21 protein-coding genes are annotated in these 22,616 nt (G+C 59.8%); 12 read left to right on the forward strand and 9 right to left on the reverse strand.

The window, feature by feature from the left end; genetic code table 11:
• Position 1: 1 nt before the first annotated feature.
• The 5 genes from nuoN (at position 2) to PYH37_RS17635 (ending at position 4,876) form a co-directional block, all read left to right on the forward strand.
• A complete protein-coding gene (nuoN, locus tag PYH37_RS17615; protein WP_280732761.1) occupies positions 2 to 1,444 on the forward strand; it encodes an NADH-quinone oxidoreductase subunit NuoN in 1,443 nt (480 codons plus the stop codon).
• The gene (locus tag PYH37_RS17620; protein WP_280732762.1) at positions 1,441 to 2,208 is read left to right on the forward strand and encodes a biotin--[acetyl-CoA-carboxylase] ligase; all 768 of its coding nucleotides are present in this window, start codon (positions 1,441 to 1,443) and stop codon (positions 2,206 to 2,208) included. The genes nuoN and PYH37_RS17620 overlap by 4 nt, the downstream gene beginning before the upstream one ends.
• Positions 2,209 to 2,228: 20 nt before the next feature.
• On the forward strand, positions 2,229 to 3,896 hold the full coding sequence (locus PYH37_RS17625; RefSeq protein WP_280732763.1) for a ribonuclease J: 1,668 nt from the start codon (positions 2,229 to 2,231) through the stop codon (positions 3,894 to 3,896).
• A 51-nt stretch (positions 3,897 to 3,947) separates the two neighbouring features.
• A complete protein-coding gene (gene mce / locus PYH37_RS17630) occupies positions 3,948 to 4,352 on the forward strand; it encodes a methylmalonyl-CoA epimerase (RefSeq protein ID WP_280732764.1) in 405 nt (134 codons plus the stop codon).
• Between the two features lie 254 nt (positions 4,353 to 4,606).
• Positions 4,607 to 4,876, forward strand: coding sequence for a DUF1467 family protein (locus tag PYH37_RS17635; protein ID WP_280732765.1), 270 nt, complete (start codon positions 4,607 to 4,609; stop codon positions 4,874 to 4,876).
• 64 nt (positions 4,877 to 4,940) lie between these two features.
• On the opposite strand, the gene PYH37_RS17640 is transcribed toward PYH37_RS17635, so the two are convergent.
• Positions 4,941 to 5,240 carry a hypothetical protein gene (locus PYH37_RS17640; protein ID WP_280732766.1) on the reverse strand — a complete coding sequence of 100 codons (300 nt, stop codon included), beginning with the start codon at positions 5,238 to 5,240 and terminating at the stop codon, positions 4,941 to 4,943.
• Positions 5,241 to 5,610: 370 nt separating this feature from the next.
• Between PYH37_RS17640 and proS the strand changes: the two genes are divergently transcribed.
• Genes proS through PYH37_RS17655 form a run of 3 tightly spaced genes read left to right on the forward strand, consistent with a single transcriptional unit; the run spans position 5,611 to position 8,969 of the window.
• On the forward strand, positions 5,611 to 6,939 hold the full coding sequence (proS, locus tag PYH37_RS17645) for a proline--tRNA ligase (RefSeq protein ID WP_280732767.1): 1,329 nt from the start codon (positions 5,611 to 5,613) through the stop codon (positions 6,937 to 6,939).
• Between the two features lie 16 nt (positions 6,940 to 6,955).
• The gene (locus tag PYH37_RS17650) at positions 6,956 to 8,266 is read left to right on the forward strand and encodes a lipoprotein-releasing ABC transporter permease subunit (RefSeq protein ID WP_280732768.1); all 1,311 of its coding nucleotides are present in this window, start codon (positions 6,956 to 6,958) and stop codon (positions 8,264 to 8,266) included.
• A 16-nt stretch (positions 8,267 to 8,282) separates the two neighbouring features.
• Positions 8,283 to 8,969 (forward strand): ABC transporter ATP-binding protein, encoded by a 687-nt coding sequence (locus PYH37_RS17655; protein ID WP_280732769.1) that lies wholly within the window; start codon positions 8,283 to 8,285, stop codon positions 8,967 to 8,969.
• 64 nt (positions 8,970 to 9,033) lie between these two features.
• On the opposite strand, the gene PYH37_RS17660 is transcribed toward PYH37_RS17655, so the two are convergent.
• Together PYH37_RS17660 and PYH37_RS17665 are read right to left on the reverse strand one after the other, a co-directional pair.
• Positions 9,034 to 9,501, reverse strand: coding sequence for a DUF5680 domain-containing protein (locus tag PYH37_RS17660; RefSeq protein ID WP_280732770.1), 468 nt, complete (start codon positions 9,499 to 9,501; stop codon positions 9,034 to 9,036).
• Between the two features lie 82 nt (positions 9,502 to 9,583).
• Positions 9,584 to 10,159, reverse strand: a complete 576-nt coding sequence (locus PYH37_RS17665) for a hypothetical protein (RefSeq protein WP_280732771.1) — start codon at positions 10,157 to 10,159, stop codon at positions 9,584 to 9,586.
• A gap of 503 nt (positions 10,160 to 10,662) precedes the next feature.
• On the opposite strand from PYH37_RS17665, the gene dnaE reads away from it, so the two are divergent.
• Positions 10,663 to 14,160 (forward strand): DNA polymerase III subunit alpha, encoded by a 3,498-nt coding sequence (gene dnaE, locus PYH37_RS17670; protein WP_280732772.1) that lies wholly within the window; start codon positions 10,663 to 10,665, stop codon positions 14,158 to 14,160.
• A gap of 29 nt (positions 14,161 to 14,189) precedes the next feature.
• Here dnaE and PYH37_RS17675 read toward each other — a convergent pair whose 3' ends face one another.
• Positions 14,190 to 15,422, reverse strand: coding sequence for a L,D-transpeptidase family protein (locus tag PYH37_RS17675; protein WP_280732773.1), 1,233 nt, complete (start codon positions 15,420 to 15,422; stop codon positions 14,190 to 14,192).
• A 284-nt stretch (positions 15,423 to 15,706) separates the two neighbouring features.
• Positions 15,707 to 16,999, reverse strand: coding sequence for a DNA polymerase IV (locus PYH37_RS17680; RefSeq protein WP_280732774.1), 1,293 nt, complete (start codon positions 16,997 to 16,999; stop codon positions 15,707 to 15,709).
• A 75-nt stretch (positions 17,000 to 17,074) separates the two neighbouring features.
• Between PYH37_RS17680 and PYH37_RS17685 the strand changes: the two genes are divergently transcribed.
• Positions 17,075 to 17,662, forward strand: a complete 588-nt coding sequence (locus PYH37_RS17685; RefSeq protein WP_280732775.1) for a GNAT family N-acetyltransferase — start codon at positions 17,075 to 17,077, stop codon at positions 17,660 to 17,662.
• Positions 17,663 to 17,735: 73 nt separating this feature from the next.
• Here PYH37_RS17685 and PYH37_RS17690 read toward each other — a convergent pair whose 3' ends face one another.
• On the reverse strand, positions 17,736 to 18,008 hold the full coding sequence (locus tag PYH37_RS17690; RefSeq protein ID WP_280732776.1) for a DUF3572 domain-containing protein: 273 nt from the start codon (positions 18,006 to 18,008) through the stop codon (positions 17,736 to 17,738).
• Between the two features lie 153 nt (positions 18,009 to 18,161).
• Between PYH37_RS17690 and PYH37_RS17695 the strand changes: the two genes are divergently transcribed.
• Entirely contained in the window at positions 18,162 to 18,533 is a 372-nt protein-coding gene (locus tag PYH37_RS17695; protein WP_003537642.1) for a response regulator, read from the forward strand.
• Positions 18,534 to 18,550: 17 nt separating this feature from the next.
• The gene (locus PYH37_RS17700; protein WP_280732777.1) at positions 18,551 to 19,918 is read left to right on the forward strand and encodes a PleD family two-component system response regulator; all 1,368 of its coding nucleotides are present in this window, start codon (positions 18,551 to 18,553) and stop codon (positions 19,916 to 19,918) included.
• Between the two features lie 579 nt (positions 19,919 to 20,497).
• Here the strand turns inward: PYH37_RS17700 and rpmG are convergent.
• The 3 genes from rpmG to PYH37_RS17715 form a co-directional block, all read right to left on the reverse strand.
• Positions 20,498 to 20,665, reverse strand: a complete 168-nt coding sequence (gene rpmG, locus PYH37_RS17705; protein WP_280732778.1) for a 50S ribosomal protein L33 — start codon at positions 20,663 to 20,665, stop codon at positions 20,498 to 20,500.
• Positions 20,666 to 20,758: 93 nt separating this feature from the next.
• Positions 20,759 to 21,943 (reverse strand): MFS transporter, encoded by a 1,185-nt coding sequence (locus PYH37_RS17710; RefSeq protein WP_280732779.1) that lies wholly within the window; start codon positions 21,941 to 21,943, stop codon positions 20,759 to 20,761.
• 13 nt (positions 21,944 to 21,956) lie between these two features.
• Positions 21,957 to 22,580, reverse strand: coding sequence for an NUDIX hydrolase (locus tag PYH37_RS17715; protein ID WP_280736081.1), 624 nt, complete (start codon positions 22,578 to 22,580; stop codon positions 21,957 to 21,959).
• Positions 22,581 to 22,616 lie beyond the last annotated feature (36 nt).

Below are 22,616 nucleotides of genomic sequence, written 5' to 3' on the forward strand. Positions count from 1 at the left end.
CATGACTGCTGAAACCCTTTTCGCAAGCCTGCAACTTTCCATCCCGGAAATCATCCTGGCGATCGGCGCGATGGCGCTGCTGATGATCGGAGTCTTTTCGAGCGAAAAGTCCACGTCGACAGTGACCGGGCTTGCGGTCGCCTTGCTCATCATCGCCGGGCTGTGGCTCGTTCTGAAAACAGGCGAGGGACAGGCCTATGGCGGCGCCTTCCTCTCCGATCCCTTCTCGAAGTTCATGAAGGTTCTAGCCCTGATCGGTTCCATCACCGTGATGGTCATGACCGTCGGCCATGCTCGCTCGGCACAGATCGACCGTTTCGAATTTCCAGTGCTGCTGGTGCTCGCGACGCTCGGCATGCTGCTGATGATTTCGGCCAACGATCTGATGTCGCTGTATCTGTCGCTGGAGCTACAGTCGCTCGCCCTCTATGTGGTGGCGGCGATCAACCGCGACAGCGTACGTTCGACCGAAGCCGGCCTGAAATATTTCGTTCTCGGCGCCTTGTCGTCCGGCATGCTGCTCTACGGCATGTCGCTGGTCTACGGGTTCACCGGTCATACCGGTTTCGATGAGATTGCCGCTGCGCTGACGGCGGAAGGTCGCTCGCTCGGCCTCGTCTTCGGGCTGGTGTTCATTCTCGCCGGTCTGGCCTTCAAGATTTCCGCCGTTCCGTTTCATATGTGGACGCCGGATGTTTACGAAGGTGCGCCGACGCCGGTGACCGCGTTCTTCGCGGCGGCACCGAAGGTTGCGGCCATGGCGATCCTCGTTCGCATCGTCATCAATGCATTCGAGCCGATCGTGGCCGACTGGCAGCAGATCGTCGTCTTCATCTCGATCGCTTCGATGCTGCTCGGTTCCTTCGCCGCCATCGGGCAGCGGAACATCAAGCGGCTGATGGCCTATTCTTCGATCGGGCACATGGGCTATGCGCTCGTCGGTCTTGCAGCCGGCTCGATGGCCGGCGTGCGCGGAGTGATCCTCTACATGCTGATCTACATGGTCATGACGCTCGGCAGTTTCGCCTGCATCCTCGCCATGCGGCGCAAGGAGGGTGAGCACGTCGAAAACATCGATGATCTCGCCGGGCTTTCGCAGACCAATCCGTTCATGGCGACGGTGCTGACGCTCCTGATGTTCTCGCTCGCCGGCATTCCGCCGCTTGCCGGCTTCTTCGCAAAGTATTTCGTGTTCGTCGCGGCGATCGAGGCGCATCTCTACGCGCTCGCGATTATCGGCGTGCTCGCTTCCGTCGTCGGCGCCTATTATTACCTGCGTGTCATCAAGGTCATGTGGTTCGACGAGGCCAAGGGTGAGTTTGCCCGCACCGCCGGCGAACTGCGTCTGGTCTTTGGCCTTTCCGGTCTGTTCGTGCTCGGATACGTGCTAATCGGCGGACCGCTCGGGAGCGCCGCGGAAGTTGCGGCGCGGACGTTCTTTTGACCAGCGGGCAAGGCGGCGGCCGGATTTCGCCTGACGATTTCCGGCATGTCGCGCTCGCCGAGACCGTCTCCACCAACAGCGAGTGCCTGGCGAGGGCACGGGAGGGTGATCCGGGCAATCTCTGGATCACCGCGACGCGCCAGACCGGAGGGCGGGGACGGCGTGGCCGTGCCTGGTTCTCCGAGCCTGGCAACCTCTACGCCTCTTTGCTGCTCATCGATCCGGCGCCGGTCGAGCGTCTGCATTCGCTGCCGCTTGCCGTGGCCGTCGCCGTCCATCGGGCCATTCACAGGGTAATGCCTCCGGGCTCGGCGGACGTGGCGATCAAATGGCCGAACGACATTCTGATCGACGGTCGAAAAGTCTGCGGCATTCTCCTGGAAGGCGAAAGATTGCCGGACGGGCGCCACGCGCTGGTGATCGGCTGCGGAATCAATGTTGCCGTCATCCCGGAGGAAGCCCTTTACCCGGTCACCTCGCTTCGGCGCGAAGGCGCTACAATCTCGCCGGATGAACTCTTCGCCCATCTTTTCGCCACGATGGCGGAAGCCCTGTCCGTTTGGTATCGGGGCGCTGGCGTCGGTGTCATCATCGACCAGTGGCGAGCGGCTGCGAGAGGCATCGGGGAGCCAATCACCGTGAATTTGCCGGACCGGTCGCTTTCCGGGCGCTTTGCCGGTATTGATCAAGACGGCCGGCTGATGCTCGACACGGGCTCCGGCACGCTGCAAGCCATTGCGGCGGGCGATGTATTTTTCAGATGAATAAGGAATAGAGGCGCACAATGGCGCAGGAAGAAGAATTGGTTTTCTTGCCGCTTGGCGGCGTGGGCGAAATCGGCATGAACCTCGGCCTTTACGGCTATGGGCGGCCAGGCAATCGCCAATGGATTATGGTCGACTGCGGCGTCACCTTTCCCGGACCGGAGTTGCCGGGTGTCGAACTGGTCTTGCCCGATATCGCCTTCCTCGCCGAGGAGCGCCGCAATCTGAAGGCGATCATCATTACGCATGCGCATGAAGACCACTACGGTGCACTGAACGATTTGTGGCCGGGTCTGAACGTTCCCGTCTACGCCTCCCCCTTCACCGCCGGCATGCTTGAGGCCAAGCGCGATTTCGAGAGGGGCCGTGGCGAGATCCCGGTCACCATTTTCAAGCAGGGGGACCGCATTAATGTGGGTCCCTTCAGTATCGAGGCAGTCGGCGTCAACCATTCGATCCCGGAACCGATGTCGCTCGTTATCCGCACGCCGCTGGGCACAGTCGTGCACAGCGGTGACTGGAAGATCGATCTGGAGCCGTCGCTCGGGCCTGTTACCGACGAGGCGCGCTTTCGTAAGATCGGCGAGGAAGGCGTGTTGGCCCTCGTCTGCGATTCTACCAATGCGCTGCGTGACGGTGTGTCGCCCTCGGAGAGACAAGTTTCCGAAAGCCTCGCCAAGATCATTGCCGACGCGGAAGGTCGTGTCGGCATTACTACGTTTTCTTCGAACGTCGGTCGTATTCGCTCCATTGCTGAAGCCGCCGAGGCAGCGGGCAGAGAGGTTCTCCTGCTTGGCAGCTCGATGAAACGCGTCGTCAACGTCGCCAGGGACCTCGGGCTCATGGAAGGACTGAAGCCTTTCCTCGCAGAGGATGAATTCGGATATATTCCGCGCGACAAGGCTGTCGTTATCCTGACGGGCAGCCAGGGAGAGGCGCGGGCCGCACTTGCCAAGCTTTCCCGCGACGAGATGCGCAATGTTGCGTTTTCCGCCGGCGACACCATTGTCTTCTCGTCACGCACCATCCCCGGCAACGAAAAGGCGATCAACGATATCAAAAACGGCTTGATCGAGCAGGGTGTCCACATCATTACCGACAGTGAGGCGCTGGTGCACGTCTCCGGTCATCCGCGCCGCAACGAGCTTCAGCAGATATATCAATGGCTCAAGCCGCAGATCGTCGTGCCCGTACACGGCGAGGCGGCTCATCTGACGGCACATGCCGAGCTGGCGCGGCATTCCGGCATCCCCAGCGTGCCGCGATTGCGTAACGGTGAAATGCTACGCCTTGCGCCAGGACCGGCGGAAGTCATCGACCAGGCGCCGCACGGCCGCATCTACAAGGATGGAACGCTGATCGGTGATTTCGACGAGATGGGAATCGGCGAGCGCCGCAAGCTCTCCTTCGCGGGCCATGTTTCCGTTAACGTGGTGCTCGATAATCGTTATGATTTCCTCGGCGATCCCGTTGTGGTTCCGATCGGACTTCCGGAGTTCGACGACGAGGGCGAGGACATGGACGATACGCTTTACGACGCCGTGCTCGGCGCTGTGGAGAGCATTCCACGGGCAAAGCGGAAGGACCTTTCGACACTCCAGGAAGCAGTCCGGCGCGCCGTGCGCAGCACCGCCAATCAGGTTTGGGGCAAGAAGCCGCTGGTGACCGTCTTTGTCACCAAAGTCTGATTCCCCTGACGATGGCCTGGTGGCCGTCGATGAAGGGGAGGGAAGGGATCGATGCTCGGAAGAGTGAACCACGTAGCGATCGCCGTGCCGGACCTATCGGCGGCCGCCGACAGCTATCGCTCGATGCTGGGCGCCGATGTCACAGCGCCGCAAGCGCTTCCCGAACACGGTGTTACCGTCGTCTTCGTCACGCTTCCGAACACGAAGGTGGAATTGCTGGAACCGCTCGGCGACGCATCACCGATCGCCGCTTTCCTTGCCAAAAATCCGGCCGGCGGCATCCACCACATCTGCTACGAGGTGGCGGATATCATTGGGGCACGTGACCGGCTGAAGCAGGCAGGGGCGCGCGTGCTTGGCGACGGAACGCCGAAGATCGGTGCTCATGGTAAGCCCGTTCTCTTTCTCCACCCAAAGGACTTCCAGGGTACCTTGATCGAACTGGAAGAAGTGTGACAGTCGGGCGCGCTCGATTTACTGCAGGTTTTCCTTAAGTCGGAGCCGATTTAGGATAAAAACATGCAGCAGTTCAAAGTGTTACAGCGAGCTTTGTGCGTCTGAAAAGACGCATGGCGCTGTAATTGCCGGCCGCGCCGCGCGGGGCTATAACGCAGGCGAGATCGCCTCGGCAGCTGTCTACAGCGCCGTGGGTCTTTTCAGACGCACAAAGCTCGCGGTAATGCTTCCAATTGAGACACGGGATTTCCGCAATGTCCGCTTTTTCGACCTTTGCCATCTACTTCATCATTTGGTGGCTGACGCTTTTCGCGGTGCTGCCGCTGGGGGTCAGGACTCAGGCCGAAGAGAACGATGTCGTGCCGGGCAGCGTCGAGAGCGCTCCTGCGCGGTTCCGCGCTTTGCGCGTCGTTGTTCTCACCACCATCATCGCCGCTGCCATACACCTCGGCTGGTATATCGTTTCAGTGAGGCTCGGATACGGCATCGATGCCATACCGCGCTTCGCACCGGAGTTCTATTGAACGGCCACTCAGAGCAAAAATCATGCCAGCGGGCAAATGCTCGTCGCCGCACCCTCCAGTGTCATCAGCGGGTGCCGGCGGTCGCGGCAGGCAAGAGAGGCGTTATGCCGAGGCGGGGCATAAGGCCTCTCTTGACAGTCATCAAATTGGCGAATTCGGTGGGATGATTCGTTGGAAGGCGATCGCGAAAAGCAAAAAAAAACAAGGCCAAAGCCTTGTTTTCTAAGTTTCGCGTGATCTTTAATCCGTTTCCGGCGGCAGCGACAAGCGCGCCTAAGATCTTATCCTCCCAAGACTTGACCGCGAATTTCGGCAGGAATTTGGTCTTCTTGCCTGTTTTGTGAGCCGAAATTAGCTCAAACATTGGGCGCTGTCATCTGCTTTTTTTGCATTTTTGCTACAGTCTGGCAAAATTTTCCCGTTGACAGCTACCGTCTTCGTCCTGTTACTAACGTGCTCTTTTGACGCAGGGTGCGGCCCCGCGTTTCCTCCTCAAGGATCGATCCTTCCACGGCTCTCTTCCGCTGCGGCAGGGTTTTCTTCCGTGCGCGAAGCGGCTATGAACGCTTAACTCGAAAGCTTCCCGCCGGCGATCTCGGCAGGAAAATCAAGAGCCCGATTTCAAAGGCAACAGCTGCCCTTTCCTGTTCGCAGGCGAAGAGAGTAGCCCAAGCACAACGTCATTTCGCCCGAATCCATCGATAGTGCGAAATTCACCAGTTCTGGAAACCGTCATGCGCCTGTCCCGCTTTTTCATGCCCATCTTGAAGGAAAACCCGAAGGAAGCGGAAATCGTTTCCCATCGCCTAATGCTGAGGACGGGCATGATCCGGCAGCAATCGGCCGGCATCTATACATGGTTGCCGCTCGGCAAGCGCGTGCTCGAGAAGGTGAACGCGATCATCCGCGAGGAGCAGAACCGTTCCGGTGCGATCGAACTGCTGATGCCGACCTTGCAATCCGCGGAGCTGTGGCAGGAGAGCGGGCGCTACGACGCCTATGGCAAGGAGATGCTGCGCATCAAGGATCGGCAGGACCGGCCGATGCTTTACGGCCCGACGAACGAGGAGATGATCACGGACGTATTCCGCGCCTACGTGAAGTCCTATCGTAACCTGCCGCTCAATCTCTATCACATCCAGTTGAAGTTCCGCGACGAAATCCGCCCGCGCTTCGGCACCATGCGCTCGCGCGAGTTCCTGATGAAGGATGCCTACTCGTTCGATCTCGACCGGGAGGGAGCGGAGCATGCCTATATAAGGATGTTCGCCGCTTACCTGCGCACCTTCGACCGCATGGGCCTGCGCGCCATTCCGATGCGGGCCGATACCGGTCCGATCGGCGGCAATCTGAGCCATGAATTCATCATTCTCGCAGATACCGGCGAGTCCGAGGTGTTCTGCCACGAGGATTTCCTCAGTTTTGACGTTCCGGGCGAAGACACGAATTTCGACGACGTCGTCGGCCTGAAGGCGATCTTCGACAAGTGGACGTCGCGCTACGCGGCGACTTCGGAAATGCATGACGAGGCAGCCTTCAACGCTGTTCCGGAGGACCAGCGCCTGTCGGCGCGCGGCATCGAGGTCGGCCATATCTTCTATTTCGGTACCAAATATTCCGAGGCGATGGGGGCCAAGGTGCTCGGACCTGACGGCAAGGAACACGCGGTGCACATGGGTTCCTACGGCATCGGCCCGACCCGCCTCGTGCCTGCGATCATCGAAGCCTCACATGACGATAACGGTATCATCTGGCCGAAGGCGATCGCACCCTTCGATATGGTCGTCATCAACATGAAAGCGGGGGATGCCGCTTGCGATGCTGCCTGCGGCACGCTCTACTCCGATCTCGGCAAGGCGGGATTCGACGTCCTTCTGGACGACACGGACGATCGCGCCGGAGCGAAGTTCGCGACTGCCGACCTCATCGGCGTTCCGGTGCAGATCATCGTCGGGCCGCGTTCGGTTGCCAATGGCGAAGTCGAGATCAAGGACCGCAAAACCGGTGAGCGCGAGACGATGACGATTGATGCCGCGATCAACAAGCTGATTGCGACGAGATAAAGCGAAGGGAACGAAGATGACCGCGGCCACGGAAGAGCAGGTGCAGGCTGCCGCTCAGTCTGGAATATCTTCCGGCCGTCCTTTTTCCGCTTTCGAACGCATGGTTGCCTGGCGCTACCTGCGCTCACGGCGAAAAGAAGCGTTCATCTCGGTCATCGCCGGCTTTTCCTTCATCGGCATCATGCTCGGTGTGGCAACGCTGATCATCGTCATGGCGGTGATGAACGGTTTCCGCACTGAGCTCATTTCCCGCATCCTCGGCATGAACGGGCATATGATCGTTCAGCCGCTCGATGGTCCGCTCACCAATTATGCCGATCTGGCCACCAAGTTCTCCGCGGTTCCAGGCGTAACGATGGCGATCCCGATGGTCGAGGGGCAGGTTCTCGCGCAGGGCATCGGCGATGCCTCGACGGGTGCTCTCGTTCGCGGCATCCGCGCCGACGACCTCATGAAGATGAAATCCATCTCGGAGCATATCCAGTCGGGCGATCTCGTCGGCTTTGCGTCGGGCAGCGGCGTCGCGATCGGCTCCCGGATGGCCGAACAATTGGGAATCCGCGTCGGCGGTACGATCACGCTGACCTCGCCGAACGGTGACGTGACCCCGTTGGGAATGAACCCGCGCGTCAAGGCCTACACGGTTTCGGCGATCTTCGAGATCGGCATGTCCGAATATGACGCGACGATCATCTTCATGCCGCTCGAGGAAGCCCAGCTCTACTTCAACGCCGAAGGCCTCGTCCAGTCCATCGAAATTTTCGCCGAACGTCCGGATGCCGTCGATACCTTGCGCAAGCCCATCGAAGATGCGGCCGGTCGACAAATCTTCATTACCGACTGGCGAGACCGCAACAAGACCTTCTTTTCGGCGCTCCAGGTGGAGCGCAACGTGATGTTCATGATCCTCACCCTGATCGTCCTCGTCGCGGCGCTGAACATCGTTTCGGGTCTGATCATGCTGGTCAAGGACAAGGGCAGCGACATCGCAATCCTGCGCACCATGGGTGCGACATCCGGATCGGTGATGCGCATTTTCTTCATGACCGGCGCCGCGATCGGCGTCGCCGGGACGGTTGCGGGTGTGCTGCTCGGAATTGTCGTCTGCCTCAACGTCGAGTCCATTCGCCAGTTCTTTTCCTGGGCCTCGGGCGAGACGCTCTTCAATCCGGAGCTCTACTTCCTGAGCCAGCTTCCAGCGGACATGAATGCCGACGAGACCATCTCCGTCGTCGTGATGGCAATCGCGCTTTCCTTCCTTGCCACGATCTTTCCGGCCTGGCGCGCCTCGCGCCTCGATCCGGTGCAGGCCTTGCGGTACGAATAACAAGGACAAGAACTGAATGAATGCGCGCGTGGCACTGCAGCTCACCGGTATCGAGCGGCACTATGGACAGGGCGACACCTTCCTTTCGATCCTCAAAGGAGCGGATTTCACCTTGAAGGGCGGCGAGACGGTTGCGCTCGTTGCGCCGTCGGGTACGGGCAAGTCGACGCTGCTTCACATTGCCGGTCTGCTTGAACATCCGGATGCAGGCGAGGTGATCGTGAACGGCATCGCCTGCAACGGGCTCAGCGATGATCGGCGAACGGCGATCCGTCGCAATGAGATCGGTTTCGTCTACCAGTTCCATCACCTCCTGCCGGAATTCTCCGCGCTCGAAAACATCATGATGCCGCAGTTGATCGCCGGTCTGTCCAAGGCGGAGGCGGCGGAAAGGGCAAAGGCCCTGCTCGACTACATGCGCATCAGCCACCGCGCCGCGCATCGTCCGACCGAGCTTTCCGGCGGCGAGCAGCAGCGCGTCGCGATCGCACGGGCGGTGGCAAATGCGCCGCTTGTTCTCCTGGCTGATGAGCCGACCGGCAACCTCGATCCCGAGACCGCCGGCTATGTCTTCGAAGCACTGGAGGCGCTGGCGCGTCAGTCGGGGCTGGCTGCGCTGATCGCCACCCACAATCACGAACTGGCCTCCCTGATGGACCGTCGCGTGACGATCGAGGACGGCAAGGTCGTCGAAATGAAATAGCTCGAAGGCGCCGCGACTGTTCAGAGGCGTAAAGGTCGCGGTAGCATTTTGATTTGCTGCCTGATCAGGGAACGATGAGCCCGCCGCGATAATTAAGCTCATAGGCTTCCTCGCCATCGACGAAGATCGTCTCGCGTCCGGAAAAATGCTCGGTCTCGCCGCTGCTGCTGTCGATGTAGCATCCATAAGCGTGCTGATACGCCATGCCGCCGAGGAAATGGCCTTTCTCGCGGTACATCGCCTGAAGTGCTGCCTTGATGATGATGCCGGTTCTTTGCGCGTCGATCAGATCCGGGCGGACGATGCGGCCGAAATAGTTCATCGCCCATCGGGGTTTCCCGTCGTGCCAGACGGTTTCCTGGCCGGCGAAATCGGTCCCGCCGAAATAGCTATCGAGATAGCGCCATGCGCCGCGTTCATGGCCGATATCGTTGGAGCCTGGCCGGCAGGCCGGAAGCATCGTGCCATTGCCCACATACGTCTTCGACTTGGCTTCGACGACGAAGTCCCTGAGTTCTTCGATGCTGACCATGATGTTTCCTCGATCTCCGCGCGCAAGATGCCGCAACATCCTCCGCGTGTAAAGAACAAATAGGGAACAAATAGCGGAAGTTTTACTCGGCACCGCAAGCCTTCTGACCGATGTCGTCACTCCAGTCCTTGAGCAAAACGGTCGCGCCTCTGGCGGTGATCGGCTTGTTGTTTCTCGTTCCTTTGCCACTCAATACGCTGAAATCGCATTGCATTGTGGCATTGGGGTCGAGCGTGTCGTAGGACGAGTAGGTGTAGCCGGCGACGACGAAATCGGATTTGCGAAAGGCGATCGTGAGCTTTTGTTCCCAGCGTTCACGGCCGATAGCGTCATTGTGCGATGTGATCTGTATCGAGCCGTTCGACAGGCCAGTAATCGATGGCGCCTGGCCATAGAGTTCGAACGTTCCCCATACTTTGTTGGGTATCTGCGACTTCAACGTGAGCCTGCCGACCTCATTGCTAAGATAGAGATAGATGGCATTGTCCTCGTCGCTGCCGTCGGCAGGCGCTACGAGAAGTGCCAGATCGCTTGCTCCATTCTTGTCCCAATCACCCGTTGCGGCAGAGACGATTCGGGCCGGGTCTATAGGCTCGGCGGCAAATCCGGGGGAGGGCAGCAGCAAAAGGAGAAAGGCGGAAATCAGACGTTTTTGCATTGGGACTCCCTGAGATGCAGTGTTCTTAAGAGCAGAACGAAGAGAGCATGGATAATTCGCCGCGCGCATCCCGCATCTTCGCGGCTGGGTTTCGATCGCTTTCACGATTTTGGATTGATTCGATCCGGGCCGCCATGGCTTGCAGGCCGTATGCACGGCAAGCCGGATTAGCTGGCGCATGCGCGCGCGTTAACCATAGTTGCTGAATAGCGGGTCTTTTATGCGCGCTTGCTTGACTATTGAACGAAAAAAGAACAAAAAGGGAACACTAGCGGAAAAGGAGCCATGTTATGACTGATTTCGTTCGTGATCTTGCCGCCTTCGCATCGATGAGCCTTTTCATCGCAAGCATTTCGGTGATTGCACTCAGCATGTGATCGCTGCTCGCCGGAACGCGGGCAATTTTCAGGCCGGCAAAAAACGCCCTGTGCTCGTCGTAAGGCTGGACAGCAGGGAACGGAAACGGGATATCCTCCGCACTGGACAGGAATCGGAGTGCGGCGATGGCAAGTGATGAAGGCGTTGGGCAGGGCGTGACGGGTGCAGCAGATCCGCAGTTCGTTCATCTGCGCGTGCATTCGGCATTTTCGCTGCTCGAAGGCGCCCTGCCGCTGAAGAAGATCATCGGCAAGGCTGTCGCGGACGACCAGCCTGCGATTGGTATTGCCGACACCAACAATCTATTCGCTGCCCTTGAGTTTTCGCAGAAGGCCGCGGAAGACGGGTTGCAGCCGATCATTGGCTGCCAACTGTCGATCGACATGGAGGATGAGGCGGAAGGCGAGCGACGCGGCCACAGTCAGCATCTCGCAAGGCTTCCCGCGGTCGTTTTGATCGCCGCGACGGATGAGGGCTATGTTCGCCTTGTGGATCTTGTCAGCCGCGCTTACCTAGATGGCGAAGGCAGTCATGCGGTGCGCATAACACGCTCGTGGCTCGCCGATGGCGGTACGGATGGGTTGATGGCGCTGACCGGCGCCGGCGGCGGCCCGGTCGACATGGCGCTCAAGGCGGGCTCGCCGGCCCTGGCTGAAGCGCGCCTGAAGGCATTGATCGAGCTTTTCGGCAATCGGCTTTACGTAGAGTTGCAGCGGCATGGCAACTTTGATCGTCGTCACGAAAATCGCATGATCGATCTTGCCTATCGGCTTGATGTTCCTCTCGTCGCGACCAACGAACCCTTCTTTCCATCGCCGTCCGATTATGACGCTCATGATGCGCTGATGGCCGTCGCCCATAACGCAATGGTGTCCGACGACAGCCGTTTCCGCCTGACGCCCGATCATTACCTGAAGAGCCGCAAGGAGATGGCGGCTCTGTTCGCCGATCTGCCCGAAGCGCTGGAAACCACTGTCGAAATCGCCCGCCGCTGCTCGTTTATACTGAAAACCCGCGGTCCGATCCTGCCGCGCTTTACCGGTGCATCGGACGATCCGGAGGAGGCCGGGCGCGCCGAAGCTGCGGAGTTGCGCCGCCAAGCGGAGGAGGGGCTCGAGAATCGTCTGGCAAAGCTTGGCATGGCGCCCGGCTACAAGGAGGAGGATTATCGGGAGCGGCTGGCTTTCGAACTCGGCGTTATCGAGCGGATGAAGTTTCCGGGCTATTTCCTGATCGTTTCGGACTTCATCAAATGGGCCAAGCAGCATGATATTCCGGTCGGCCCCGGCCGCGGCTCGGGCGCCGGATCGCTGGTTGCTTATGCGCTGACGATCACCGACGTCGATCCGATGCGTTTCTCACTGCTGTTCGAGCGGTTCCTCAACCCGGAACGCGTGTCGATGCCAGACTTTGATATCGACTTCTGCCAGGATCGCCGCGAAGAAGTCATCCGCTACGTCCAGAAAAAATACGGTCGTGAGCAGGTAGCCCAGATCATCACCTTCGGTTCACTGCAGGCGCGTGCAGCCCTGCGCGACGTCGGTCGGGTGCTCGAAATGCCCTATGGCCAGGTCGATAAGATCTGCAAGCTCGTGCCGAACAACCCGGCGAACCCGACGCCACTTTCGAAGGCGATTGAAGAGGAGCCGCGGCTGCAGGAGGAGGCGGAAAAGGAGCCGGTTGTCGCTCGGCTTCTTGACATAGCGCAGAAGATTGAGGGCCTCTACCGCCACGCCTCGACGCATGCGGCCGGCATCGTTATCGGCGACCGGCCTCTGTCGCAACTGGTGCCGATGTACCGCGATCCGCGTTCCGACATGCCGGTTACCCAGTTCAACATGAAATGGGTGGAGCAGGCCGGGCTCGTCAAATTCGACTTCCTCGGCTTAAAGACACTGACGGTCCTGAAGACCGCGGTCGATTTCGTCGCCAAGCGCGGGATTCACATCGATCTCGCGAGCATCCCGCTCGACGACACGAAGACTTATGAGATGCTGTCGCGCGGCGAAACGGTCGGCGTGTTCCAAGTGGAAAGCGCCGGCATGCGCAAGGCGCTGATCGGCATGCGTCCCGACTGCATCGAGGACATCATTGCGCTGGTTGCGCTCTACCGCCCCGGCCCGATGGAAAACATCCCGGTCTACAATGCCCGCAAGCACGGCGAGGAAGAGATCGAATCGATCCATCCGAAGATCGACTATCTGCTCAAGGAAACGCAGGGGGTTATCGTCTACCAGGAACAGGTGATGCAGATCGCCCAGGTGCTCTCGGGCTATTCGCTCGGCGAGGCCGACCTTCTGCGCCGCGCGATGGGCAAGAAGATCAAGGCGGAGATGGACCAGCAGCGTGCCCGCTTCGTCGACGGCGCCGTCAAGAACGGCGTGTCGAAGCCGCAGGCCGATCTGATTTTCGATCTTCTCGCGAAGTTCGCGAACTACGGCTTCAACAAGTCGCATGCGGCAGCCTACGCCATCGTTTCCTACCAGACCGCCTATATGAAGGCGCACTATCCGGTCGAGTTTCTAGCTGCCTCCATGACGCTCGACATGTCGAACACGGATAAGATCAACGACTTCCGTCAAGACGCGATGCGCCTCGGCATTCAAGTGAGTGCCCCCTCGGTGCAGAGCTCCTTCCGCCATTTCGAGACCGGCGACAATCGCATCTATTATTCGCTCGCCGCGATCAAGGGCGTGGGCGAATCGGCGGTCGAGCACATCGTTGCGGTTCGCGGCGATCGCCCCTTCGCCAGCCTTGAGGATTTCTGCCTCAGGATTGATCCCAAACTCTTGAACAGGCGTGTTTTCGAAAGCCTGATTGCCGCCGGCGCTTTCGATTGCTTCGGATATGACCGGGCCGAGCTGATCGGAGGGCTTGACCGGATACTTGGCTTCGCCCAGCGCGCCCAGGAAAACAAGGTGAGCGGGCAGAGCGACATGTTCGGTGCCGGCGCTGCGACCGGGCCGGAAAAGATCGCTCTGCCTGCCTACACGCCCTGGCTCGCCTCGGAGAAATTGCACCGGGAGTTTCAGGTCCTGGGCTTCTACCTTTCCGCCCATCCGCTCGATACCTACAACAAACTGCTGGCGAAGATGCGCGTGCAAACGTTTGCGGATTTTGCCGCGGCTGTGAAACAGGGGGCGACGGCAGGCAGGCTTGCGGGAACAGTGACGTCGAAACAGGAGCGCAAGACGCGCACCGGCAACAAAATGGGTATAGTCGCCTTCTCGGACGCTTCGGGCCAGTTTGAAGCCGTGCTCTTTTCGGAGATGCTGCACCAGTACCGCGACCTGCTGGAACCCGGCAAATCGCTGGTGATGACCGTGGCGGCGGAAGAGCGGCCGGAGGGCATTGGCCTTCGCATACAAACCTTGCGATCTCTAGAAGAGGAATCGCTGCAGATGCAGAAGGCGCTGCGCGTCTATGTACGCGACGCCGGACCCCTCCGCTCGATAGCCTCCCATCTGAATACCAAGGGCGACAGTCTCGTTTCCTTTGTCGTCATCAAGGATAACGGCCAGCGGGAGATCGAGGTCGAACTCAGCGAGAAATATCGGATCTCGCCCGAGATCGCCGCCGCACTTCGCTCCGCGCCCGGCGTTGTCGACGTCGAACTTGTCTAGACCCTTCAGCCATGATCGGGGCAGGGGAGTCAGCCGCCTGTCACCGTTCTTGTGATGGTGATGAAGTCCGTGCCCTCGCCGGTTTCCAGGCCGGAATCTGTATCGGAGATCGACAGCGACGAGCCGTTGGCGAGAAGACCTGCAATACGCTTACGGACGTCATCGGGGATGCCGATACGGCTGAGGCTTTGCTGCAGGCTATTGGAGGCTGGCGGATCCGCATCGGCCGTGATGCCGAGCCGTTTTCTCGTCGCTTTCGGCAGCTCGTTTTCGAGGGAAACGCCGAACCATTTGCCCTCTCCGGTCTTGGCGTCGAAATTTTGGAACTGCAGAAAATGCGTTCCGAGTGCCGCTTCGGGTTTGTCGATGGTGACGCCAGCTTCAAAGAGTGGCTGAAATTGCCGGCGTACGCGAAGAACACCGTTCGGCGGCATTTCACGTTGGGCCTTGCGAAATACGGCCTCGATCAGTTCCGGCGTTATTTTGCCATCCGCGGGTAGCCGTTCCGCCGTTTGAAATGCGCGGATCGCTGCGAGCGTCGCCGGGCCGCTAAGACCATCTGCCAAGCCCGCCTCGTGGCCAAGCATGTTCAAAAGGACCTGGAGGTCGCGTACGGTCTCGCGCATCCCGCGTCTGGTGATCAGGATGCGGATCGCCGCCTGCTCTTCGGCGGAGGCGGCCGGGGCCGGAGGCTTGACGGTCATCGCCACCTCGACGGCATTGTTATGGAGTTGGCCGATCGACGGGCGCAGAGGAACGTCCGACAGCGGCGGCAGTTCATGCTGTCGTGACTGTTTCGGTTGGAAGAGCACCGCACTCGACACCGCGGCAGGTGTCACCTGACGATCCGATATCAGGACGTGCATCCCATGGACGGTCATCTTGAAGAGATTGGCGGCGAACTTGCTCGGGAGCCGCACGCAGCCATGCGACGCGGGATAATCCGGCACGTGGTTCGAGCCATGGAGCGCGATCCCGGACCAGGTCAGCCTTTGCATGAACGGCATCGGCGCATTCGAATAGATGTTGGACTGGTGTTTCCGGCGCTTTTCGAGGATCGAAAAGATGCCTGTTGGCGTTCCGTGACCGGCTTTCCCGGTGGAAACTTTCGACGTGGCGACAATGGTGTCGCCGTCATAGACGACGAGGGATTGCTGCTCCGTCGAAACGATAATCTGCAATGGCGCCTTGGTCCCGCCGGCAACTGCTGCCGGCGATGACATGAACAGAACGGCAAACCCGACCCTGAGAGTGAAACGCAAAACCTACCCTCATCCGACACTGGAGCGCCGTACGTCCATGAGCGCGCAACGGCCGCACCTTCGATCAGAGCGCCTCATCCGCTTCCCTAAGACGGGCCGAAAGCGGAACACGCCCGAGTTGTCGAACGAGGGTATCGCTCAATATTTAAGGAATTGGATCACAGGCAGGCGAGGCTACAGCGCCGTGCTTTTTTCACGCGCAAAGGCGCTGTAGCACTTGAAGTGTGCATGATTTCATCCTTCCAATTCGAGGAATCATGCCGTAGCGAGCAGGGCCTCATAAACTACCGATCACGTCGGCGATGGCCGAAGGTATATCCGGTTTCGACGCTCGTTTTGCCGAATTTGTCGCGCAGCTTGTTGATCGCATCCTCCGCGGCCGCCCGTCTCGTCGCCAGCGGATCCACAAGGTCCGGCGGGTCGGCGCGAGCCGGATCCGAGAGGTCGCTGACACCGATGCCGATCAACCTGTATTTCGTTCCGTCGACCTCCTTTTCGAGCAGTCGCAGCCCAGTGCGGAAAATGCGGTCCGCAAGGCGCGTTGGGCTGTCCAGACGACGGTTGCGGGTGCGGCTCTTGAAATCGGCAGTCTTGAGCTTGAGCACGACGGTTTGTCCTGCAAGCGCCGACTTGCGTAGGCGCAGCGCGACCTGTTCGCTCAGTCGTCTGAGATGCGCAATGAGTTCTTCGGGACGCGAAATATCCGCGTTGAAGGTCGTCTCGGAGGACACGCTCTTCGCTTCACCGTTCGTCTCGACCGTCCTCTCGTCGAGCCCTCGGGAAAGCCGATAGAGCCTCTGTCCCATCGTGCCGTAGCGGCGCATGAGATCGGCCTCCTCCATCGTCTGCAACTGGCCGATCGTGCGGATGCCGTCCCGCTCCAGCGTCGTGGCAAAGCCCTTGCCGACGCCCCAGATCAGTGTAACAGGCCGCTCCTTCAGGAAGTCCACCGCTTCGGCCTGGCCGATGACGGAAAAGCCGCGCGGCTTCTGCAGGTCGGAGGCGACCTTGGCAAGGAACTTGCAGTAGGAGAGCCCCACAGAGACGGTGATGCCGACTTCCTGCTCTATGCGTCTGGCAAAGCGGGCAAGGGTGCGAGCAGGCGCATCATGATGAAGCCGTTCCGTGCCGCTGAGATCGAGAAATGCCTCGTCTATGGAGAGCGGCTGGACGAGCGGAGTCAATTCCAGCATCATCGCTCGCACTTCCCGCGTGACGCGCGAATATTTCTCCATGTCCGGCTTGATCACCACCGCCTGTGGGCAGGCTTCCAGAGCTTTGAACATCGGCATGGCCGAGCGGACGCCGTTGATCCGGGCGATATAACAGGCGGTGGAAACGACGCCACGTTTGCCGCCGCCGATGATCACCGGCTTATCCGCGAGTTCCGGATTGTCGCGCTTCTCGACCGAGGCATAAAAGGCGTCGCAATCGATATGGGCCAGGCTCAGGCTGCGGAGTTCCGGATGGCGGAGAAGTCGGGGGCTGCCGCAGGCCAGGCAGCGTCGCGCCCCGGAGGTTTGTTCCTTGAGGCAGTCTCGGCAGAACCCAGGAATCGATGCAGCGCTGTCGGGCATATCCGGAACAAATGTTGAACGTGGCGACTTTACGCTCTACGCTATTGAGTCTCAAGGCGGCGGTCGGAGGCGAGTTTGGATAATGCCCTACAGTTTGCTCCGGTGACAGCGGATCGCTGGCGGGATTTCGAGCAGCTCTTTGGTCCCCAGGGAGCATTCTGCGGCTGCTGGTGCGCGGCCTTGCGCCTGCCGCATGCCATTCGTACCAAAATGTCGGCTGCGGAACGCAAGGACTTCATCAAAAATCGGATCGAAACCGGCCCGCCGCCCGGCATTCTCGGTTACCGTGAGGGAGCGCCCGTTGCCTGGGTTCAGGTCGGACCACGCCATGACGTTCCCCAATTCAATTCGCCGCGCACGGTCTCGCGGCCGCTCGAGGATCGCGAGGCAGAGGACGAAACTGTTTGGGCACTGAGCTGCCTTTTCCTGTTGTCGCCGCTGCGCGGCAAGGGATTGAGTCGCAGCATGCTCGCCGCCGCCATCGACCATGCACGTGCCGGGGGTGCCCGCTATCTCGACGCGTGCCCGATCGATCATGCGAAACAATCGAAATCAGTCGTGCTCTGCACAGGCTCGACGGCGATCTTCGATGCTGCGGGCTTCGAGATCGTCGCCCGCCGGAAGGATGGGAGGCCCCTGATGCGATTGGACCTAATGCAGTGAAGAACGAGCTCGTCGACATCACTAACGATCAGCGGACGATCGCTGAGATGAATGCCTCGGGACGTGGGCATGATCAGTCGCCGTCAAAATCCATGGGGCCGGAGAGCGCCTGGTATGCCCGCACCACCTCTTCCGGAGGCGTTTGCGTTGCCGCACAGAAGGACATCAGCGTCGGCTCGTGGTCCATGAGAAAGGCGACCAGCCCACCCATGAAGCCTGGCTCACCGATCGCCGTGCGTAGCGAGGCCGCGTCGGTGCCCGTCAGCGTCAGGAAGCGCGACATGAGTTCCTGCTCGTCTGCAAGCCAGCCGAGAATGGCGATTGCCGTTTCATCAGCGCCCTTCATGGCATTGAACCTCTTTTCATTTTGCGGCGGGAATTACCTATTTTTCAACCAAATAGCGTTAGCCTGGCAACTACGGAAATGGGTCGAGTCGCTGATCGTGAAACTTATATGTCTCCGAGGGACTTGCAAGGCGGCGGACAGCAAGGGGTCGACATGCCCAAACAGGTGATGATTGTTGAGGACAACGAGCTGAACATGAAGCTCTTCCGCGACCTGATTGAGGCTTCGGGCTACGCGACGATCCAGACGCGCAACGGCATGGAAGCGCTCGAGCTTGCGCGCAAGCACCGGCCCGATCTTATTCTGATGGACATCCAGCTCCCGGAAGTTTCCGGCCTCGAAGTTACCAAATGGCTCAAGGAGGATGACGAGCTTCATGTCATTCCGGTCATCGCCGTGACTGCTTTCGCCATGAAGGGCGACGAGGAGCGCATCCGCCAAGGTGGATGCGAAGCCTATGTTTCCAAACCGATTTCTGTTCCAAAATTTATTGAAACGATCAAGACTTACCTGGGCGATGCCTGAATTCCGGGAAAATTGATATGACTGCGCGTATCCTCGTCGTCGATGACGTACCAGCCAATGTCACCCTCCTGGAGGCGCGCTTGATGGCTGAGTATTTCGACGTCTTGACGGCCGCAGACGGGCCTTCGGCATTGGCGATCTGCGAAAAGACATCGGTCGATCTGGTTCTGCTCGATATCATGATGCCGGGCATGGACGGGTTCGAGGTGTGCGCGAGACTGAAGGCGAACAGCCGAACCGCGCATATTCCGGTCGTCATGGTCACCGCGCTGGATCAGCCGTCCGATCGCGTGCGTGGATTGAAGGCGGGCGCGGACGATTTCCTCACCAAGCCGGTCAACGATCTGCAACTGATGTCGCGGGTGAAAAGTCTGGTGCGGCTGAAAAACGTCAGCGACGAGCTGCGCCTCAGGGCGCAGACCGCGCAGACGATCGGCCTGCAGGAACTCGCCCGCCACGATCGTCCGGACGAGCCCGGCAATGTGCTGTTGGTCGATGGGCGCGCCTCATCCCAGGAGCGGCTTCTGCGTGCCCTGAAACCGATCGCAGAGGTCTCGATCACATCGGATCCTCAGGCCGCCCTGTTCGAAGCGGCGGAGAGCAATTTCGATCTGGTGATCGTCAATGCGAACTTCGATGGCTACGACCCACTACGTTTGTGTTCGCAGTTGCGCTCGCTCGAGCGCACGCGCTTCATACCGATCCTGCTCGTCGCGGAGCAGGGGAGCGACGAAATGATCGTTCGGGCGCTTGAACTGGGTGTGACGGACTACATCATGCGCCCCGTCGATCTCAACGAGCTGGTCGCTCGCTCTCTGACGCAAATTCGGCGCAAGCATTGCAATGACCAGCTGCGCGCGAGCGTGCAGCAGACGATCGAACTGGCGATCACGGACGATCTCACCGGACTGCACAATCGCCGCTATCTGGACAGTCATTTGAAGATGCTGACGGATAGAGCGACCGCGCGGGGACGGCCGCTCTCCATCTGCATTACCGACATCGACCGCTTCAAGCGGGTTAACGACACTTATGGCCACGACGCGGGCGACGAGGTGCTGCGGGAATTTGCCAGCCGTGTCCGCGCAACCGTGCGCGGAGCCGACCTTGCGTGCCGGTTCGGCGGCGAGGAATTTGTGATCGTCATGCCGGATACCACGCCGGAGATGGCCGCAATAGTCGCCGAGCGCCTTCGGCTTATGGTTGAAAGTCGCGGATTTGGCATCCCGCAGGCGGATACGGTTCTAAGTGTCACCGCATCTCTCGGCATCGCCAGCCTGCGGCCGGAGGGCGATACGGCAGAAGCTTTGTTGAAGAGGGCTGACACGGCCCTTTACCAGGCGAAGAACAGCGGGCGAAACCGCGTTGTCGCGGCGGCGGCCTGACGCCCCGAAAGCCGCCAGTTCGAGAACCCCACGACTGTCGAAACGCGTGCTCGGCCCTTGCGCAGCTTCTCTTAAGTTGTATTCTCTGCCGCATCGCTGATGCTGGGGCAAAGCATTTCCATAAGCGGCGGGTTCGGTTCTGTCCGAATCCGAGACAGAATTAACCAAACGCCGAGCAACCTTGCTTCGGCGGTTAAGAATCCGTTGATTTTTTTTTATTTTCAGGCAATGCTGATAAGCAAGGAAGTATAGCTTCCACCATCAATCGGTTACCCCATGATGCTCAGGTCCGCCGCATCTCCTGGGTCGTGGGGTCGGCCGGCTGGCTTCCGGTGTCCGCGGATTCCTCGTGCCGCAACCGGAGCCAGCCGGCCCCCTTTCAAAAACGCCGCTTCGAAAGAAGCGGCGTTTTTCGTTTCGGCTCTGCTGCAAGATTCTCTTGGGTCGGAATCAATTTGAGCGACCTTTGTACGTGTGAAAGGACGCACGGCATCGATCGAGCAACTGGGGGCAGCGCTGAACGAAAAAGAGCGCCGAACCTTGCGGTCGGCGCTCTCCGAACGAATGGAAACGCTGATCTTACTTGATCTTCGCTTCCTTGAATTCGACGTGCTTCCTGGCGATCGGGTCGTATTTCGTCTTCGTCATTTTTTCCGTCATCGTACGGCTATTCTTGGTGGTGACGTAGAAGAAACCCGTGTCGGCCGTCGACAGCAGCTTGATCTTGATAGTGGTAGCTTTCGCCATGGTCGTCCTGCCTTTACAAAAATGGAAGCCGTGGACAACCGGTTGCGGGCCACGGTCAAGGTTGGCGCGAAACTACAAATCGCGACCGAAAAGTCAAGGCCGTTTTGGCTTCAAAACGATCCGCACAACGGAAAGCGCAACATAAAGCCCGAAGAAGCCCGCGATAGCCCAGGCAAAACCGTCGTTGCCGGTGACGTCCATTGCCGCTCCGATCGCCTGTGGTCCCGCTACGGTTCCGACGGCATAGGAGAACACGAAGGCGGCATTGGCAGCGGCAAGATCGGCGCCCTGAAGCCGAGAGCCGAGGTGGCTGAGACCGACGGTGTAAAGACCGGAAACGCACCCGCCCCAGAACAACAGCACAAGCGCCATCATAATCCAGCTCTCAACCAGCATCGGCAGAAACAAGGCGCCGATGAGTCCAATCAGCGTCATCGCCGATAGAAGCGTGCGGCGATCCTTCACGCGGTCGGAGAGCATGCCGATCGGGATCTGAAAGATGAAGTTCCCCACACCCATCACCGTCAACAACAGCGCGGCTTGCGATTCGGTGAAGCCCGCTCGCGTGCCGAAAATCGGAAAGAGCGAGAGCCCGCCTGATTCGACCGCGCCGAAGATGAACACGGCGGCGGTCGCCGTCGGTACCAGAAAAACGTAGCGCATGAAATGCCGGTCCGGCTTCTCGTCGAGGACGGGGCTCTCGTCGCGGGCGAGAAAGATCGGTATGGCCGCAAGCAGGATCACGCCCGCCCCGACAGCGAAAGGCAGGATCCCTTCGCTGCCGAGAATGGAAAAGAGCAGGGGACCGCTCGCAAAACCGAGCGAGAGCACGGTGCCGTAGATGCCGAGCACGAAACCGCGGCGATTGGGCGGCGCCGTCGCATTGATCCAGAACTCCGAGAGGATGAAGAGGACGGTGATCGCGCCGTGAAAGACCACGCGCAAGGGGAACCAGAGCCAGAAGTCGGTGATGTAATAGAAGCCGAGCGCACTGGCGGCCGCAAAGACGATCGCCAGCAGCATCGTCGGCGCGACACCGTGACGATGCGCGAACTTCGTCGTGAACGGAGCGGCGGCCATGGAGGCAAGACCGGCCATGGCAGAATTCAACCCGATCAGCGTGGAGGGAATCCCGCGCTTCTCCATGATGATGCTGAGCAACGGAAGACCAAGGCCGATGGCGATGCCGACGGCGCTGATCGCAGCGACCGCCGCGATCAGCGACGGCCAGTGGATTTCGTCAACCGGTGCAGGCGTACCGGACGGCGGCTTTGACATTCAGCAAGAATCCTTAGAGAAGCGTGCGGACGAACCGCCCATGGCGCGTGAAATAAAACGGTACGGCCCTTTCAGGAGGAAGCGAGGGATCCGATTCGAGGCCGCTTTTCAGATCCGCGAGGATGATGGCGGTGATCTCCGGTATGCGGAGGGACGAAAAATCGTTCACATCGATCCACTGCAAATCCTGAAGCTCCCGGCTGTCCAGCACCAGCGAAGGGTCGATGTCGGCTTCGTCCGCGAAAAGCGCGAAGAAACGCGTGTCGAACCGCCTCGGGTGTCCCGGAGGAGTGATGGCCCGAGCCATATAGCGCAAGTTTGCAAGATCGGGAAGAAAAGGAAGGATGGGCTCTGCCCGCTTATGCGGCCTGCCGACGCTGACGCCGGCCTCTTCGTAGAGTTCTCTTACGGCAGCGATCGCGAGCGCCCGCGCGCGTGCGTCGGTAATCGGGCGTCCTTCGCTTGTCTTGAGCGTCCGCAAAACCGTTGGATGAAGATCGCTGGCAAATCCCAGCCGATGATCGCCAGGATCCCGGCGCCCACCCGGAAAGACGTAAAGGTCCGGCATGAAAGCATGGGCGCCGTGGCGTCTTCCGACCAATACGCGAACGCGTGCGCCTGAGCGGTCAAGAAGCATGATCGAGGCCGCGTCGCGCGGCCTTACCGGCAAGCG

The sequence above is a fragment of the Sinorhizobium numidicum genome (assembly GCF_029892045.1).
Taxonomy (GTDB): Bacteria; Pseudomonadota; Alphaproteobacteria; order Rhizobiales; family Rhizobiaceae; genus Sinorhizobium; species Sinorhizobium numidicum.